This is a genomic window from Arthrobacter sp. DNA4 (genome assembly GCF_024362385.1).
Classification (GTDB): Bacteria; Actinomycetota; Actinomycetes; order Actinomycetales; family Micrococcaceae; genus Arthrobacter.
This window is the reverse complement of the sequence record NZ_CP101466.1, coordinates 1,575,470-1,591,662: the sequence shown is the minus strand read 5'-3', so window position 1 is coordinate 1,591,662 and position 16,193 is coordinate 1,575,470. Positions and strand designations below refer to the sequence as shown.

The window sequence follows — 16,193 nt, the reverse complement described above, 5'->3', positions numbered from 1 at the left end:
CCCTCGCCTTAAGCTGCCTGAAAGCATCAACGTTCCGGGACCCTTACGGCCGCGGAACTCTTCAAGGTTACCCGGATTCACTGCGCAGCTTTGCCCGTCACTGCGCAGTCTTCGCCTGTGAGGGTCGGCGCCGGTACAGCCACACCAGTCCCAGGATGGGCAGCAGCAGCGGGATGAAACCGTAGCCGCGGCCAAACAGCGACCAGACGGTCTCGTGCGGGAACTGCACGGAGTCCAGGATGCTCAGGGTCCCCACCACCAGGACGCCGGCCAGTTCCACCAGCACCGCCGCAACCGAAACCTTGAACCATGTGGTTCCGGCCTTTGCCAGTGACACCGTGGCCAGGATGTACACCAGGGCGGCAAAGGCGGAGAGCAGGTAGGCCAGCGGTGCCTCGGAGAACTTGGTGAGGATCTGGTAACCGGCGCGGGCAGTGGCCGAGATGGCGAACACCCCATACACCGCGATCAGGAGGCGGCCCGGTCCAGTGTTGCGGGTGTTGCGGACGGGTGTTTTTCCGGTGGCCGCCTGGGCCTGCTGGTCTTTCATTTCTGCTGCTTCTTCCACTTCAGTACCAGATCTGGTTCATTCGGGCGGCCATCACCAGCGCCGTGACGCCGACGGCGGCCAGGACAAAGTTGCTCCACCGCGTGCGCTCCAGGATGGACCAGTAGATGGCGGCGGGCGGCAGGAGCATGGCGGTGGCCATGTAGCCCCAGAACTCCCAGGCCTCCCCGGCGATCGGTTCACCGGCGATCACGCGGACGATCGACCCCACCAGATAGACCACCAGGGCCACTTCGACGGCCACGACGGACAGGATGGTGATGTCGTTGGGTGCCTTCTTCAGGATGCCCGCGCCCAGGCACACCACGGTGGACACCAGGCCGACGACCAGGATGATCCAAAAGTATGCGTCCACGCCTATGCCTCCGCCGCGGAGGTTGCTGCCGCCCCGTCACCAGGTCCAGTCCCGGCGCCAGGCCCGGTGCCGGGGGCGAAGACGAGGACCGGTTTGGCGTAGCTGCCCGCGTCGGCAAGAAGGGCCACCAGGCTGCCGTCCGGAGCGAAGGCCGCGGCAGGGCGCTCCGCCGTGGCGGCACCGGGCGTACCGGCTGCAGCACCGGCCGCGATCCGCCGGCCGAAGGAGATCTCGGCGGTTTCTTCGGCGGTGAGTTCGCGGTTGGGCATCAGCGCCCTGGCGGCGAGGGACATGTCCAGGACATTGAGCTCATCGGCGAGCTGTTCGAGGGTGCGCGCCTGGTCCAGTGAGTAGGGGCCCACCTGGGTCCGGCGGAGCGCTGTCAGGTGGCCGCCGACGCCGAGGGCGTCGCCCAGGTCCCGGGCGAGGGCGCGGATATAGGTTCCGGAGGAGCATTCCACCGTCACATCCAGGTCCACCACACCTGCTGCCGCGTCCCTGCGGATGCCATGCACGTCGAACCGGTGGATGGTCACGGGGCGTGCGGCGAGCTTGACGTCCTCGCCGGACCGCACGCGGGCGTAGGCGCGTTCGCCGTTGACCTTGATTGCGCTGACGCTGCTGGGCACCTGCTGGATGTCCCCCGTGAGGGCCGCAACGCCGTCGTGAATCTGCTGGTCGGTGACGCCGTCCGCGCTGGTGGTGGCCGTGACCTCGCCCTCCGCGTCGTCGGTCACCGTGGACTGGCCCAGGCGGATGGTGGCGGTATAGGTCTTCGAGGTGCCCACAATGTAGGTCAGCAGGCGGGTGGCTTTGTTGATGCCAAGCACCAGAACACCGGTGGCCATGGGGTCAAGGGTTCCTGCGTGCCCCACTTTCCGGGTCCCTGCGAGGCGCCGCATCCGGCCAACCACATCATGGCTGGTCCATCCCTGCGGCTTGTCCACTATCACCAGTCCAGAAAGCACGCCTCCCAGTATATGGGCGCGGGTTGGGGCGCATGTGCAGGGTACCGGCAGGGAGCGTACGACGGCGGCGGCCCAGCACGGCGGCCGCGTCACCGGTCGGGGCGGAGGCAGGGCAGGGGACGGCTAGGATGGCTGGCATGCCTGAGCTTGCCGCCCATATCCGCGACGTGCCCGTCAACCAGATCCGTGAGATTACCGAGGCCGCCTGGCGCACTCCCGGCGCCGTGGTGCTCAGCATCGGGGAGCCGGGCTTCCCCCTCCCCCGCCACGTCCTGGACGCCGGCATCGCCTGCCTGGACCGCGATGAAACCAACTACACGCCCAATGCCGGGATCCCGGCCCTGCGCGAAGCGTTCGCCGCCAGGTTCCGGGAGGAACAGGGCGTGGACGTCGGTGCGGGGCGGGTGTACGTGGTGTCGGGCGCCCAGCAGGGCCTGCACTTCGCCATGAGCCTGCTGCTCTCCCCCGGCGACGAGATCCTGATCCCGAACCCGGGCTACCCCACCTTCGCCATGACCAGCCGGCTGCTGAACGCCGTTCCCGTCGGCTATCCCCTGCACCCGGACCACGGCTTCCAGCCCCGGGTCGCCGACGTGGAAGCCCTCATCACCAGCCGCACCCGGGTCCTGGTGCTCAATTCCCCGTCCAACCCGCTGGGCGCCGTGCTCAGTGAGGACCTGGTCCGTGAGCTGGTGGAGCTGGCCCGCAGGCACGACATCTGGGTCATCTCGGACGAGTGCTACGAGGCATTCACCTACGATGTCCCGCACGTCAGCCCGGCAAGGTTCGACGGCGGCACGGCGGAGGATGCGCGGGTATTCACCTCGTTGACGCTGTCCAAGACCTACGGCCTGACGGGGCTGCGGATCGGCGCGCTCGTCTGCCCGCCGGGGCTTGAACAGAAGATGGACAACGTCATGGAATCGATCGTCTCCTGCGTGGCGTCCGCCCCGCAGTACGCGGCGCTCGCAGCCCTCACCGGGCCGCAGGATTACGTGCGCCACGCGCACCAGCACTACCGGGACAACCGGGATGCGGCGTCCGCGGTCCTGGCGGCGAAGGGCATCCGCTACCTGCCGGCACAGGGTGCGTTCTACCTGTGGGCGGACATGTCCCACGTAACCGGCGGCGATGTGCGGTCCTGGGTCCGGCGGTTCCTGGCCGACTCCGGGGTAGCGCTGGCTCCCGGGACTGCCTTTGGGTCCATCGGCGAGGGGTGGGTCCGGATCGCGCTGTGCGGCCGGAAGCAGGATCTGTTGGAAGGACTGTCCCGGCTTCCTGCCGCCGGCCGGTAAAACCCGGCCCAGGCAGTATCAGCTGCGGGCGCCGCCCAGTGATTTGTCCAGCCAGGACCGCAGCGCCTCCGCCGGCGCGGCGCCTGCCTGGCGGGCGGCGACCTTGCCGTCCACGAGCACCATCAGGGTGGGGATGGCCTGCACGTCGAACCTCCGCGACAGGCCGGGCGACTTGTCCACGTCCACTTTCACCAGCTTGATCTTCCCCGGCCGTTCCCGGGCCAGCTTGTCCAGGACGGGGCTGACCATGCGGCAGGGTCCGCACCACGCCGCCCAAAAATCCACCAGCACGGGAACTGAGGACTGCTCCGCCACGGCAGCGAAGTCACCATCACCCGCGGACACGATCCACGGCAGGTCTGCCTTGCAGTTGCCGCAGCGGGGGTGGCCGGCAGCCTGTGCGGGCACCCTGTTGGTCTTCCCGCAGCTGGGGCAGCTGAGGAGTGTGGGTTCCATGGCTAGTATTCCTTCCTGCTGTCAAAGGCGCGCCACGTCTGGAAGGGGACCTCCGACGTCGGGATGTCACCCCTGGTCACCGGCATCAGCTCCGGCGCGGCACCGTTGAAGTAGTCGTAGAAAAGTGCGTCGTCAAAGCCGGCGGCGGCTGCCCCGTGCCGGTCGGCGGCGAAGTAGACGTGGCCGATCCTGGCCCAGAGGGCGGACGCCAGGCACATGGGGCACGGCTCGCAGCTTGCGTAGAGAACTGAGCCGGTGAGGTCGAAATTCACCGTGGCCGCCGCCGCGGCCCGGATGGCCACCACCTCGGCGTGGGCGGTGGGGTCGTTGTCGCGGGTCACCCGGTTGACCCCTGCGTGGACGCGCCCGTCGGGGGTTACCACCACCGCTCCGAAGGGACCGCCGCCCTCGCCGACGTTCCGCGTGGCGAGGTCCACGGCCTGCCCAAGGTATTGGCTCAACTCAGGGTCAGTAGAGGGGCTGTTGCCGTGGTCCGCGGAGGTCATAGCACGATCCTAGCCACGGGCGCCCCGCAGGGGGATGGAAAGGGGGCCAAAAAGGGGAGCTGCCCCCAACCGCTACCAGCCGGTAGGGGCCTACGCTTGCGCCCGGGGGATCCATTTTGCCTCCGCGGAGGCTCCATATCCAGCCCGCAAGGGCCCGCACCCCGGAGTACCCAATGAACAAAAGACTCGCACTCTTAGCCTGTATGGCGGCCTCGGCCGCTGCCATCGCGTCCGCAGGCCCCGCCGCCGCTTCCGCCAAAACGCCGGATTACGATGTGCTTGCAGGAGGCTTCGTCTCGCCGCTGCATGTCACTGCCGGACCCGGGAAATCGGTCCTGGTGTCCCAGGATTTCGCCGGGAAGCTCACCCGGATCGACCGTGACGGGTCCACGGAAGACCTTTCCACGGACACACCCCAAGGTTGGGAGGTGGCCGGGGCCGACACCCGCGGCAGCACGACGTACTTCCTTGAAAGCGTGGGCGACGGCCAGGGTGACCCCGCAGGGCTGCACGGGTACCTGAAGTCCATCGATGCCCGGGGTGATGTTGAGACCATCGCCGATTTTGCCGATTACGAGCGGAGCCATAACCCCGACGGTGACCAGCACTACGGATTCGGCGACGACGTCAGCGCCCAGTGCCTCGCGGCGTGGCCGGAGTTCCCGCCTCCCAGCTACAAGGGCATCGTGGATTCCCATCCGTATGCGCTCGCGGTCCGCGACAACACTGCCTACGTTGCGGATGCAGGCATGAACGCCGTGCTCAAGGTGAACCTGAAAACCGGTGATATCGACACCGTCGCCGTGCTGCCGCCGCGCCCGGCCGTGGTTCCGGCGGGTCTGCGGATTCCCACGGACATGATGGGAAACACGGTGGAGGTGCCCGCGTGCGTGGTGGGCCATGAGTATGCCTTCGAACCGGTTCCCACGGATGTGGGGATCGGACCTGACGGGATGCTGTATGTGACGTCCCTGCCGGGCGGCCCGGAAGGACCTGAACTCGGGGCCCGCGGTGCCATCTTCAGGATCAATCCGTGGAACGGCGACACCGACCTCTGGGCAGAGGACATCCTCAGCCCCACAGGCCTGGCCGTTGCAGGCAACGGTGATGTCTATGTGGCATCGCTGTTCGGCGGCGAGATCCTGAAGTTCACCTGTGACGGGGACCGCTCCCAATTCCTGGCGGTGAACATGCCGGCAGATGTCGACATCAGCGGCCATACGCTCTACGCCACCATCGACGCCCTGGGTGACCCGTCGCAGCCGCCTGCGGGCAAGGTCATCAAGGCCGACCTCCGGTAGCGGCAGCCTCCCGCGCCGGCAGGGCACGGCGGGGATTAAATGCATCAGGGCCCGGGATGCGTTCCCGGGCCCTGGTGTGCGTCTTTACTTGTGGCCGTCCTCGTCAAGGTCCTCGTCGTCGGTGAGGTCCAGGTCCTCTTCGTCGAAGTCGTCCTCGTCGATTTCCACGTCACCGGACGCATCGGTCTTGTACGGGTCGGCGTCGCCTGCGTGCCGGGCGTTGGCGGCAAGGGCGGCAACCTCGGCGTCACGCTTGCGGGCCTCCCGCAGCAGTTCCTCCAGGTTGGAGGCGTTGACCGGAATCTGGTCGGCCACGAACTCAAGGGTGGGGGTCAGGCGTACGGTGATGTTCCGGCCCACCTCCTGGCGGAGCACACCCTTGGCCTTCTCAAGCCCCTTGGCGGCATCAGCCTGGACGGCCTGGTCACCAAAGACGGTGTAGTAAACAGTGGCGTGCTGCAGATCATTGGTCACGCGGGCATCAGTAACAGTAATGCCCTCCAGCCGAGGATCCTTGACCTTCCGGCCCAGAGCCTCAGCAACAACAACCTTAATCCGCTGCGCCAACTTGGCAGCACGTGCCGGATCAGCCATGAACAACTCCTATAAGAAGAAAAATTTGGGACGTACGACGGCGGCGAAGGCTGCCAGGGCACGTTTCAGTTATCTGCCACGCACTTGAGGCGGTTGCCACGCGCTGAGGCGAGTGGACGACGGACCTCCGTTGGATTTTTCCGGCGGCCTGGGAGTGGCATCGGGCCTGCCGGAGCTGGGCGGCAAAGGATCGCAAGATCCTTTGCCGCCCAGCGAAGGGGCGGGGCCGCCGGAAAAATCCAACGGCCCCGCACCTGGCACTGCTGACTGCCCGAAGGCGGACCAGCTTAGACGCGCGGCTTCTCGCGCATCTCGAAGGTCTCGATGATGTCGCCTTCGGTGACGTCGTTGTACGACCCCAGACCGATACCACATTCGAAGTCCGTGCGGACCTCGGTGGCGTCGTCCTTGAAGCGCTTGAGCGACTCAACGGTGAGGTTGTCACCGATGATCTTGCCGTCGCGGCTGACGCGTGCCTTGGCGTTGCGGCGGATGATGCCCGAGCGGACGATCGAGCCGGCGATGTTTCCGAACTTGGAGGAGCGGAAGACTTCGCGGACCTCGGCGGTGCCGAGCTGGACTTCTTCGTATTCCGGCTTGAGCATGCCCTTGAGCGCCATCTCGATGTCATCGATTGCTGCGTAGATGACGGAGTAGAAGCGCATGTCCACGCCTTCGCGGTCTGCCAGTTCGGCAACCCGCTCGGCGGGCTTGACGTTGAAGCCGATGATGACGGCGGAGTCGACCGTTGCCAGGTTGACGTCGTTCTGGGTGATGGCACCCACACCGCGGTGGATGACGCGCAGCTGCACGCCTTCGCCGACGTCGATCTTGAGCAGCGCGTCTTCGAGGGCTTCCACGGCACCGGACACGTCACCCTTGAGGATGAGGTTGAGGGTGTCGATCTTGCCTTCGGCGACGGCCTGGTCGAAGTCTTCCAGGCTGATGCGCTTGCGGCGCTTGGCCAGGGCGGCGTTGCGGTCGGCTGCTTCACGCTTCTCGGCGATCTGGCGGGCGGTGCGCTCGTCAGCGGTCACGAAGAAGGTGTCGCCGGCGCGCGGCACGTTGGACAGACCCAGCACCTGGACGGGGCGGGACGGGCCGGCCTCGGTCAGGGCGCTGCCGTCGTCGTCGAACATCGCACGGACGCGGCCGTGGGCCGTGCCTGCCACGATGGTGTCGCCGACGCGCAGGGTGCCGGACTGGACCAGGACGGTGGCAACAGCACCGCGGCCCTTGTCCAGGTTGGCTTCGATCGCGATGCCGCGGGCGTCCTTGTTCGGGTTGGCGCGCATGTCCAGGGCAGCGTCCGCGGTGAGCAGGACAGCCTCGAGCAGCTCGTCGATGTTGAGGTTCTGGCGGGCAGAGACCTCCACGAACATGGTGTCGCCACCGTATTCCTCGGGAACCAGGCCGTACTCGGTCAGCTGGCCGCGGACCTTGTCCGGGTTGGCGCCTTCCTTGTCGATCTTGTTCACGGCCACGACGATCGGCACGTTGGCCGCCTGGGCGTGGTTGAGGGCCTCAACGGTCTGGGGCATGACGCCGTCATCGGCTGCGACCACCAGGATGGCGATGTCGGTGACCTTGGCACCACGGGCACGCATGGCGGTGAACGCCTCGTGGCCCGGTGTATCGATGAAGGTGATCTTGCGGTCATTACCCTCATGGTTGTGAGTGACCTGGTAGGCACCGATGTGCTGGGTAATGCCGCCGTGTTCGACGGCCATGACGTCGGACTTGCGGATGGCATCGAGCAGCCGGGTCTTACCGTGGTCGACGTGGCCCATGACGGTGACTACTGGAGGACGTGCCTCAAGGTCGTCGTCGCCTTCGGCTTCGAGCTCAGCGTCGAAGTCGATGTCGAAGCCGGAGAGCAGCTCGCGCTCCTCGTCCTCCGGCGAGACAACCTGGAGCTTGTAGCCCAGTTCCTCGCCAAGCAGGGCGAAGGTCTCTTCGTCCAGCGACTGGGTGGCCGTGGCCATTTCACCGAGGTGGAACAGCACGGTGACCAGTGCGGCGGGGTTTGCCTCGATCTTGTCGGCGAAGTCCGTGATGGACGAGCCACGGCGAAGCCGGATGACGGTGTTGCCGTCGCCGCGGGGTACGCTCACGCCACCCAGCGACGGGGCACTCATCTGCTCAAGTTCCTGGCGCTTTGCGCGCTTGGACTTGCGCTGCTTGCCACGGCCTGCGCCGCCCTTGCCGAATGCACCCTGGGTGCCGCCGCGACCGCGGCCGCCCTTGCCGAAACCGCCGCCGGCGGGAGCACCGCCGCCACCACCGGGACCACCGGTGCCGGGAGCGCCACCGGGGCGTCCGGGACCGCGGCCGCCGCCGGGACGGCCTGCACCCGCGGGTGCGGGACGCTCAGTGCGGTTGGGCATCATGCCGGGCGTGGGACGGGGACCACCGGGACGCGGTGCACCCGGACGGGGTCCGCCTGCACCTGCGGCGGGGCGGGGCCCACCGGCACCGGCTGCGGGACGCGGCCCACCGGGACGCGGTCCGCCTGCACCTGCTGCGGGGCGCGGCCCACCGGGACGGTCGCCGTCGGTGCGGCTGCCGCCGGGACGGGGCATGCCCTGCGAGGTGGCGAACGGGTTGTTGCCGGGGCGGGGGGCGCGCTCACTGTCTCCGCCGCGGCCCCGGGGCATGCCCTGGGAAGTGGCGAAGGGGTTGTTGCCCGGACGGGGTCCGCCGGGACGGGGACCGGAGGCGCCCGGTGTTGTTCCACCCGGACGGGCGGAGGGAGCCGGGGTCTCGGCCTTGGGGGCCGGGCGTGCACCGGGCTTGGCACCCGTGGAAGGAGCACCCGCAGACGGTGCTGCGGGAGCGGCAGGCGCGGCGGGAGCCGGCGCTGCCGGTGCAGCTTCCTTGGCAGCGGGCTCGGCGGGGGCGGCCGGAGCCGGGGCCTCAGCCTTGGGGGCCGGAGCCTTGGGCGCAGCCGGGCCGGGAGCCGGGGCTGAAGGACGGGTACCTGCTGCGGGAGCGGGTGCCTTGGGGGCAGCGGCGGGCGCTGCGGCCGGTGCTGCCGACTTTGCGGCAGCGTCGGGGAAGGCGTTGCGCAGTTTACGCACAACGGGGGCCTCGATGGTTGACGAGGCGGAGCGAACGAATTCGCCCAGTTCCTGCAGTTTTGTCACTGCATCTTTGGAAGTTATACCGAGCTCTTTGGCGAGCTCATGTACGCGGACCTTGGCCACATTTCTCCTGTCTCGGTCCGCACCGAGCCAGGCACGAACCGTCTACTTCTTACTGCGGACCCCAGCCGCTGTTGATGCGAAGGGGCCCATTGCAGAGCGCAACAAAGTTGTCATCGTTACGCACTCATCGCTGGGAACTCATCGGGTTTCCATCAGATTTCTGACCCGCTTTCAGGTTGGACGGTTGGTGTTGCAGCCACCGGGGCGGCGTCAACGTTCGGGCCTGACGTGATCCGGTGTTCGACGGCGGCGGTCCCGGTTGCGCCCTGGAGGGCACGTCCGAATGCTCGCCGCTTGATCGCCAGAGCCAGGCACGATGCGCTGGGGTGCAGCCATGCACCCCGGCCAGCCATCCGGCGTCGTTCATCCACCAGGACAGCGGTTGACCCGCTGCCTTCGGCGACGAGCCGGAGCAACTGCGACCGCGGCCCCTTCTTCCGGCAGCCGATGCAGGTACGTTGGGGCTGATTCCCGGTGGAAAGCATTTCTGCCACGGTCATCGTCCTGACGTTCCTTCTGCTGGCCGCAGGTTTTACCGTTTCCGCAGTCACGGAAACGAGCACGCCCAAGGCACACGGCTACCGGCCGTTAGGCGCGGTCTTATCTATTCTAGCCCCTCAGGGCCGTTCTGCCCGAAACCGGGTGGCTGGTGCGGTGCATCAGCCACCCTGCCCGGACCTCACTTATCGCGGTTGCCCGCGGCGTCGGAGACGATGTCGATGCGCCACCCGGTCAGCTTGGCCGCCAGGCGGGCGTTCTGGCCTTCCTTGCCGATGGCCAGGGACAGCTGGTAGTCGGGGACTACCACCCGGGCGGAGCGCGTGGCTTCGTCCGTGATGGTGACCGAATTCACGCGCGACGGCGAAAGGGCGCTGGCAATGAACGTGGCCGGGTTCTCGCTGAAGTCGACGATGTCGATCTTTTCGTCGTTCAACTCGGTCATGACGGCGCGGACGCGGGAGCCCATTTCACCGATGCAGGCACCCTTGGCGTTGATTCCCGGGGTGTTCGCCTTGACGGCGATCTTGGTGCGGTGCCCGGCCTCGCGGGCCAGCGCCACGATTTCCACGGAGTGGTCGGCGATCTCGGGTACTTCGAGTTCGAAGAGCTTCCGGACCAGGCCCGGGTGCGACCGGGACAGCGTGACGGACGGGCCCTTGGTGCCGCGGTGCACATCGATGACCAGGGCGCGCAGCCGGTTGCCGTGGATGTACTTTTCACCGGGAACCTGCTCGGGCGGCGGCAGGAGAGCCTCGATCGAACCGAGGTTGACCTGGATCATGTGCGGGTTGTTGCCCTGCTGGATGGTGCCGGACACCAGCTCGCCTTCGCGGCCCTTGAATTCGCCCAGGACATTGTCGTCCTCAACGTCGCGGAGGCGCTGCAGGATGATCTGCCGGGCGGTGCTGGCGGCGATGCGGCCGAACCCCTCCGGGGTGTGCTCGAATTCGCCGATGGGAGCGCCGTCGTCGTCAATCTCGACAGCCCAAATGGTCACGTGGCCGCTCTTGCGGTCCAGTTCGGCGCGTGCTTTTTCGAAGGCGCCGGGTGACTTGTGGTAGGCCACCAGGAGCGCCTGCTCGATGGTGGGGATCAGGAGGTCCAGCGGGATTTCACGCTCACGCTCCAAAAGTCTCAGTGCGCTCATGTCAATATCCATCAGGCCTCCTCAGAAGGTCCATTGTGTTCAGGTTCCAGACCGTCCTCCGGGAGGTGGCTGAATTCGATCTCGACTTTTCCGTTACGGATCCTGTCGAAAGGAAGTTTTACTGGGTCACCCTGCCGTGGCTTCATGCCCTTCTTGACGGGCACCTCGGGGATAAGCGTCACTCCCCCGCCGTCCACGGCGTGGATGCGGCCGGTGACGTTTTCGCCCTGGACGACGTTGACCTTGACCATCCGGCCGCGGGCGCGGTGCCAGTGCCGGGGTTCGGTCAGGGGACGCCCGACGCCGGGTGAGGACACCTCGAGGTCGTAGGGCTTACCGTCGTCGTTTGGGTCGTTGTCCAGCACGTCAGAGAGCACCCGGGAGATGTCGGCGATGACGTCAAGGCTGACCCCGCCGGTCTCCTCCTGCGGCAGGTCCACCACAACGTGGACCACCCGGTGGGAGCCGGGGATGATGGCAACATCCTCAAGGTACAGTCGGTTGGCCTGGACTGCGGGTTCCAGGAGGGCCCTGAGCCTGGCAGCTTCAGGATTGTGGGCCGGCGCGGATCCGCTTCCCGTACCGGTATGGTCTGGTGAAGCCGTGGCTTCTGCATTGCTCACGATGCTTACCGCCCTCCCTATAGATGATGTGGTGTTTACTAGCGTAGCTATTTTACCGGTCCAGTGGTGCACCGGGGTGCCCCCTCAGCGTGACACCATTGTCTGTTGTGAAAGCCCGCCGCCAGGACACCGGCCCCCGCATGCGCCCGTTCCGATTTGCCGTCTTTGCCCTTGCTGCCCTGGTTGTCCTGAGCCTCGGTTTCGCCCTGATTCCCGCGGAAAAACCCGCCCCTGCCGAGCCTCCGTTTTCCGAGCGGGCCCGGGCGGCAGCGCTCAGTGCGGCCCTCGATCTGCGGGCCGCCGGAATGGAGCTCGCTTCCGCCGGCGCCGCGGATTCCACCGCTGTGGACCCTGTTGTGACCTTGCTGACCATCCAGGCCAGGGCGTTGATGTCCCCGGGCGCGGCCTCCATGACCGGTTCCGCCACCGGGCCCGCGGCCGGGTCCCCCCAGGCTTCGCCGCAGGCAGGCCCGTCAGCAGCTTCCACCGCCGGTCCTCGAAACGCCGCGGAGCTGGTCCAGGCCCTGGCCACCAGCGGGGCCACCCGGCTCAGGGACGCTGAAACGGCCGACGGCGGGATGGCACGGCTCCTCGCGGGCGTCGGCACCGCGCAGCTCATCGCGGCCGGGCGTCTTGCCGCTGCCACCGGGGTCCCCGCGCCGCAGGGAACCCCAGGACCGGACGCCGAGGCGCCGGGGACACCAGCAGCCGCTTCTCCGTGCCCCTCGCCTTCGGTCCCGGCCACATCGTCCCCGGCCGCTTCAGGCCCGTCCGCCTCAGCCCCGTCCGCGAAGGACAGCGCGGCGCCCGCCACTCCCCCAGGCACGCGCCAGGCCCTGGCCGCTGCCGTTTCCGCCGAGCAGCAGGCCGTCTACGGCTACCAGGCGGCGCTCCCCCGCCTCGCTCCCGCGGAGGCCGGTCCGGCGTCGGAATTCCTGGGCGCGCACAAGGAGCTGGCTTCGGCCGCGGCGGAACGTCTCCGGGCGGCCTGCGGCGGCCCCGTGCCGCAACAGCCCGGATACGTCCTCGATCCGGGCTTCCTGGCTGCCCCGGCGGCCGGGTTGGGCAAACTTGAAGCGGCAACGCTGTCCTCGTATGGCGACGCTGTGGCCGTCTCGCAGGGCCAGGACCGGATATGGGCCCTGGCAGCCCTTCGCTCCGCCGCAAGCCGTGCCTTGCGCTGGGGAGCAGACCCCGGGCCTGTGCCGGGCCTGACCCTGGACATCGGGCAACTGCCTGCCCTTCCCGCCGGGGCCGGCCGTCCCACCGGGACCGGACTGGCGCCGTCGCCCGCTGCATCCTGAACCCCGTGGCGAAGGGGCCGCCTTTCCCACCCTGGATCCGCTCTCGAAGGAAGGCCTTGTGGAGGGTGGCATTGGGCTGGCGGGGGTGGTTTGCTGAAGGGATGAACGCGGACGAACCGGCCGATGCCCCGGGGACCAATGCAGACGGCCCGGATCTGAACCGCCACCTGGAGACGGAACCGCACGGCGACGACACGGCGCACCGGCTGAACTGGCTGCGCGCCGGTGTCCTGGGCGCCAACGACGGCATCGTCTCCGTTGCCGCCATCGTCGTGGGCGTGGCCGGGGCCACCGCCGAGCTGGGCCCCATCCTCACGGCGGGCGTAGCCGGGGTGGTGGGCGGTGCGGTGTCCATGGCGCTGGGCGAATATGTTTCCGTCAGCAGCCAAAGCGACAGCCAGCGGGCCCTGATCGAGAAGGAGCGCCGCGAGCTGGCGGAAGATCCGGAAGCGGAACTGGCCGAGCTGACCGCCATCTACCAGGCCAAGGGCCTCACCCCGGAAACTGCGGCCAAGGTCGCCGGCGAGCTTACGGCCCACGATGTCCTGGCAGCGCACCTGTCCGCCGAGCTCAACATCGACGAAGCGGACATCGTCAGCCCCTGGCACGCGGCTTTCGCCTCAGCCATTGCCTTCACCATTGGCGCCATCCTGCCCATGCTGGCCATCCTGCTGCCACCGCCGGGGATCCGGGTCCCGCTGACGTTCGTATCGGTGCTGGTGGCCCTGGCGCTGACAGGTGCACTCGGTGCCTGGATTGGCGGCAGCTCGAAAACCAGGGCCGCTGTCCGCGTGGTGGTGGGCGGGGCCCTGGCACTCGCGGCAACGTTCGTGATCGGCAACCTGCTCGGGGCCTCCGGTGTTGTCTGATCCCGTGGTGCCCGGCGCCTTGTCACCGGACCGCTTGCCATCTCCCGTTCCCGTTCCCCCGGACCTCGCTTCCCGCTATGCCCGCAGCAGTGCGGGACGGGCCTGGCTGGACAGTCTTCCGGGCCTGCTGGCGGACCGCCTGGAGCAGTGGCACCTGGAGGTTGACCTGGCCCCGGGCTGCTTTCCCTGGAGCGGCCACGGTGGCCTGGTCGTCCCGGTACGGCAGGATGACGGCTCGCCGGCAGCCCTCAAAATCGCTTTTCCCCATGATGAGGCGACGGTGGAGCGGCATGCGCTGGCCCTCTGGGGCGGCCGCGGCGCCGTTCTGCTGATGGCCTCGGACAGTGGATCCTGTGCCATGCTCCTGGAACGCCTCGACGCCGGCCGGTCGCTGGCGGACCTGCCGCTGGAGGAGGCAGCGCAGGTGTGGGGCGGATTGGTGCGCCAGCTGGGACTCGTCCCGGACCACCGCCCGGAATGGCAGGAGTTCACCCACATAGCTGCCCGGGCCGAACAATGGAGCGATGACCTGCCCGCGGACTGGGAACAGCTGGGACGGCCGTTTCCGCGGTGGCTGTTGGAAGCGGCGCTGGAGGTGTGCCAGACCCGCGGCGCGGTGGGACGCCGGTCCGCCCGGGATCTCCTGGTCCACACGGACCTGCATTTCCTGAACATCCTGGCCCGGCCGGGAACAGCGGGGGCAACCCCGGCCGGCTATGCGGCGATCGACCCCCAGCCCATGATCGGCGAGCCGGAGTTCGCGGTTGCGCCGCTGCTCTGGAACCGCCTGGGAGACCTGCCCGCCGCCCGGCCCGGTCCAGCGCTCCTCAGCCGCTGCCACGACTTCAGCACCGCCGCCGGCCTGGACCCTGCCGCGGCGCGGGAATGGGGCATCGCCAGGGAGGTGGAAAACGCGCTGTGGTACGCCGGGAAGGGGCACCGGGGCGACCTGGCGCGGTCGCTTTGGGTAGCCAGCACCCTCGCCGGAAACACTTTGGAGGACCTGCCGCATCCCCATTCGCTGCCGGAACCTGGACAGGGCGGATAGGGTCCGCCCTGCTGCCGGAAGGCGCGCACCGGCGCTGGATGGTCAGGAGTTCCGCACCGCGGCCAGGGCTGACCTTACAGCGTCCACTGCCGTGGCCACATCCTCCCCCGCCGTGTGCCAGTTGCTCACCGAAACCCGGAGGATGTCACGGTCCCGCCAGTGCGAACCGGACATCCACACCTTTCCCTCCTCGATGATGCGGGCGGTGACTGCGCGGGTGGTCTCGTCATCCCCGAATGCCAGGCACACCTGGGTGTAGCCGACGTCATTGAGTACCTCCACCCCGTCCAGGGCCGCCACCCCCTCCGCGATGGCCGTTGCTGCCGCGGCCAGGCCGCCCACCTGCGCGGCCACCCCGTCGCGGCCGAGGCTTTTCAGGGCCGCCCAGACCGGAACTCCCCGTGCGCGCCGGGACAGCTCGGGGACCTTTTCGAAAGGGTCGCCCGGGCCTTCGGCGTCATGCACCAGGTAGCTCGCATGCAGGCCCATCGCAGCCCGCAGTGCCGACGGGTCCCGGACGATGGCGATTCCGCAGTCGTAGGGCACGTTCAGGGTCTTGTGGGCGTCCGTGCCCCACGAATCCGCCTCTTCAAACCCCCGGGTGAGATGCCGCAGTTCCGGCACAGCGGCAGCCCACAGGCCGAAGGCACCATCGACGTGGACCCACGCGCCGTGTTTGCGTGCGACGGCGATGGCCTCGGCAAAGGGGTCAAAGGCACCCGAGTGCAGGTTGCCGGCCTGGAGGCACACCAAAGCGGGTCCGGCGCCATCAGCAAGGGCCACATCGAGCGCTGCAGGGACAAGGCGGCCCTGGCCGTCGGCGTCGACCTCCCTTGGCTTACCAAGGCCCAGGTAGCGCAGGCCAAGGTCCACGGTGTCGTGCCGTTCCCGTCCCACGAAGCAGCGGATCCGGGGTGCACCGGAGAGGCCGTCCCGGTCCAGGTCCCAGCCGGCGTCCGCGAGCAACCGCCACCGGGCAGCGGCCATTCCGGTGAAGTTCGCCATGGTGGCGCCGGTGACGAAGCCGACGTCGGCCCCCTGCGGCAGCCCCAGTAGCTCCAGCACCCACTGACCGGCGGCTTCCTCGATGGCTGCCGTCGCCGGAGTCGCGTAGCGGAGACCGGCGTTCTGGTCCCAGGCACTGACCAGCCAGTCGGAGGCCAGGGCAGCGGGCAGCGTGCCGCCGATGACCCAGCCGAAGAACCGGCCGGAGGGCATGGCCATCAGCCCGGGCTCGGCCTGCGTGGCCAGGAAATCGATCACCTCAGCAGCGGGCATGCCCGCTGCGGGCAGCGGCCCGCCAAACACGCAGGCAAGATCAGAGGCATGCAGGCGGGGTCCTACAGGGCGGTTCCGGAGGCTGGCCAGCCAGGCCTGCGAATGCCCTGCTGCGGCCGCCAACGCCGCGGCATACCCGTCGTCGCCGTGTGCCATACCTGCATGCTACGCCGG

Annotated in this window: 16 protein-coding genes; 5 read left to right on the top strand and 11 right to left on the bottom strand. The window is 68.3% G+C overall.

The genetic code is table 11. The features are described from left to right. Positions 1 to 97 precede the first annotated feature (97 nt). Genes NMQ03_RS07370 through truB form a run of 3 tightly spaced genes read right to left on the bottom strand, consistent with a single transcriptional unit; the run spans position 98 to position 1,891 of the window. Positions 98 to 550, bottom strand: a complete 453-nt coding sequence (locus tag NMQ03_RS07370) for a hypothetical protein (protein WP_255175032.1) — start codon at positions 548 to 550, stop codon at positions 98 to 100. A 19-nt stretch (positions 551 to 569) separates the two neighbouring features. Continuing rightward, the gene (locus NMQ03_RS07365; protein WP_255175031.1) at positions 570 to 923 is read right to left on the bottom strand and encodes a hypothetical protein; all 354 of its coding nucleotides are present in this window, start codon (positions 921 to 923) and stop codon (positions 570 to 572) included. 2 nt (positions 924 to 925) lie between these two features. Next, positions 926 to 1,891, bottom strand: a complete 966-nt coding sequence (truB, locus tag NMQ03_RS07360; protein WP_255175030.1) for a tRNA pseudouridine(55) synthase TruB — start codon at positions 1,889 to 1,891, stop codon at positions 926 to 928. A 137-nt stretch (positions 1,892 to 2,028) separates the two neighbouring features. Here truB and NMQ03_RS07355 point away from each other — a divergent pair, with 137 nt between their 5' ends. Beyond that, positions 2,029 to 3,186, top strand: a complete 1,158-nt coding sequence (locus tag NMQ03_RS07355) for a pyridoxal phosphate-dependent aminotransferase (RefSeq protein WP_255175029.1) — start codon at positions 2,029 to 2,031, stop codon at positions 3,184 to 3,186. A gap of 18 nt (positions 3,187 to 3,204) precedes the next feature. On the opposite strand, the gene trxA is transcribed toward NMQ03_RS07355, so the two are convergent. Further along, positions 3,205 to 3,642, bottom strand: a complete 438-nt coding sequence (gene trxA, locus NMQ03_RS07350) for a thioredoxin (protein ID WP_255175028.1) — start codon at positions 3,640 to 3,642, stop codon at positions 3,205 to 3,207. Between the two features lie 2 nt (positions 3,643 to 3,644). After that, positions 3,645 to 4,148: a nucleoside deaminase gene (locus tag NMQ03_RS07345; RefSeq protein ID WP_255175027.1), complete on the bottom strand. Its 504-nt coding sequence runs from the start codon at positions 4,146 to 4,148 to the stop codon at positions 3,645 to 3,647. 203 nt (positions 4,149 to 4,351) lie between these two features. On the opposite strand from NMQ03_RS07345, the gene NMQ03_RS07340 reads away from it, so the two are divergent. After that, positions 4,352 to 5,449, top strand: a complete 1,098-nt coding sequence (locus NMQ03_RS07340; protein WP_255175026.1) for a ScyD/ScyE family protein — start codon at positions 4,352 to 4,354, stop codon at positions 5,447 to 5,449. 84 nt (positions 5,450 to 5,533) lie between these two features. Here the strand turns inward: NMQ03_RS07340 and rbfA are convergent, their stop codons facing one another. From rbfA to rimP, 5 genes are all read right to left on the bottom strand, one after another. Then, positions 5,534 to 6,043, bottom strand: a complete 510-nt coding sequence (gene rbfA, locus NMQ03_RS07335; RefSeq protein ID WP_255175025.1) for a 30S ribosome-binding factor RbfA — start codon at positions 6,041 to 6,043, stop codon at positions 5,534 to 5,536. A gap of 287 nt (positions 6,044 to 6,330) precedes the next feature. Further along, entirely contained in the window at positions 6,331 to 9,249 is a 2,919-nt protein-coding gene (gene infB, locus NMQ03_RS07330; protein WP_255175024.1) for a translation initiation factor IF-2, read from the bottom strand. Between the two features lie 152 nt (positions 9,250 to 9,401). Next, positions 9,402 to 9,749 (bottom strand): YlxR family protein, encoded by a 348-nt coding sequence (locus NMQ03_RS07325; protein ID WP_159635606.1) that lies wholly within the window; start codon positions 9,747 to 9,749, stop codon positions 9,402 to 9,404. A 179-nt stretch (positions 9,750 to 9,928) separates the two neighbouring features. After that, on the bottom strand, positions 9,929 to 10,909 hold the full coding sequence (gene nusA, locus NMQ03_RS07320; protein ID WP_159632360.1) for a transcription termination factor NusA: 981 nt from the start codon (positions 10,907 to 10,909) through the stop codon (positions 9,929 to 9,931). Then, positions 10,909 to 11,520: a ribosome maturation factor RimP gene (gene rimP / locus NMQ03_RS07315; protein WP_255175023.1), complete on the bottom strand. Its 612-nt coding sequence runs from the start codon at positions 11,518 to 11,520 to the stop codon at positions 10,909 to 10,911. The genes nusA and rimP overlap by 1 nt, the downstream gene beginning before the upstream one ends. Before the next feature lie 107 nt (positions 11,521 to 11,627). Here rimP and NMQ03_RS07310 point away from each other — a divergent pair, with 107 nt between their 5' ends. From NMQ03_RS07310 to NMQ03_RS07300, 3 genes are all read left to right on the top strand, one after another. Beyond that, entirely contained in the window at positions 11,628 to 12,824 is a 1,197-nt protein-coding gene (locus NMQ03_RS07310; RefSeq protein ID WP_255175557.1) for a DUF4439 domain-containing protein, read from the top strand. Positions 12,825 to 12,925: 101 nt separating this feature from the next. Next, on the top strand, positions 12,926 to 13,693 hold the full coding sequence (locus NMQ03_RS07305) for a VIT family protein (protein WP_255175022.1): 768 nt from the start codon (positions 12,926 to 12,928) through the stop codon (positions 13,691 to 13,693). Beyond that, complete coding sequence (locus tag NMQ03_RS07300) at positions 13,686 to 14,741, top strand: aminoglycoside phosphotransferase family protein (RefSeq protein WP_255175556.1); 1,056 nt, start codon at positions 13,686 to 13,688, stop codon at positions 14,739 to 14,741. The genes NMQ03_RS07305 and NMQ03_RS07300 overlap by 8 nt, the downstream gene beginning before the upstream one ends. A 42-nt stretch (positions 14,742 to 14,783) precedes the next feature. On the opposite strand, the gene NMQ03_RS07295 is transcribed toward NMQ03_RS07300, so the two are convergent. Beyond that, positions 14,784 to 16,175: a pyridoxal-dependent decarboxylase gene (locus NMQ03_RS07295; protein ID WP_255175021.1), complete on the bottom strand. Its 1,392-nt coding sequence runs from the start codon at positions 16,173 to 16,175 to the stop codon at positions 14,784 to 14,786. Between the last annotated feature and the right edge of the window lie 18 nt (positions 16,176 to 16,193).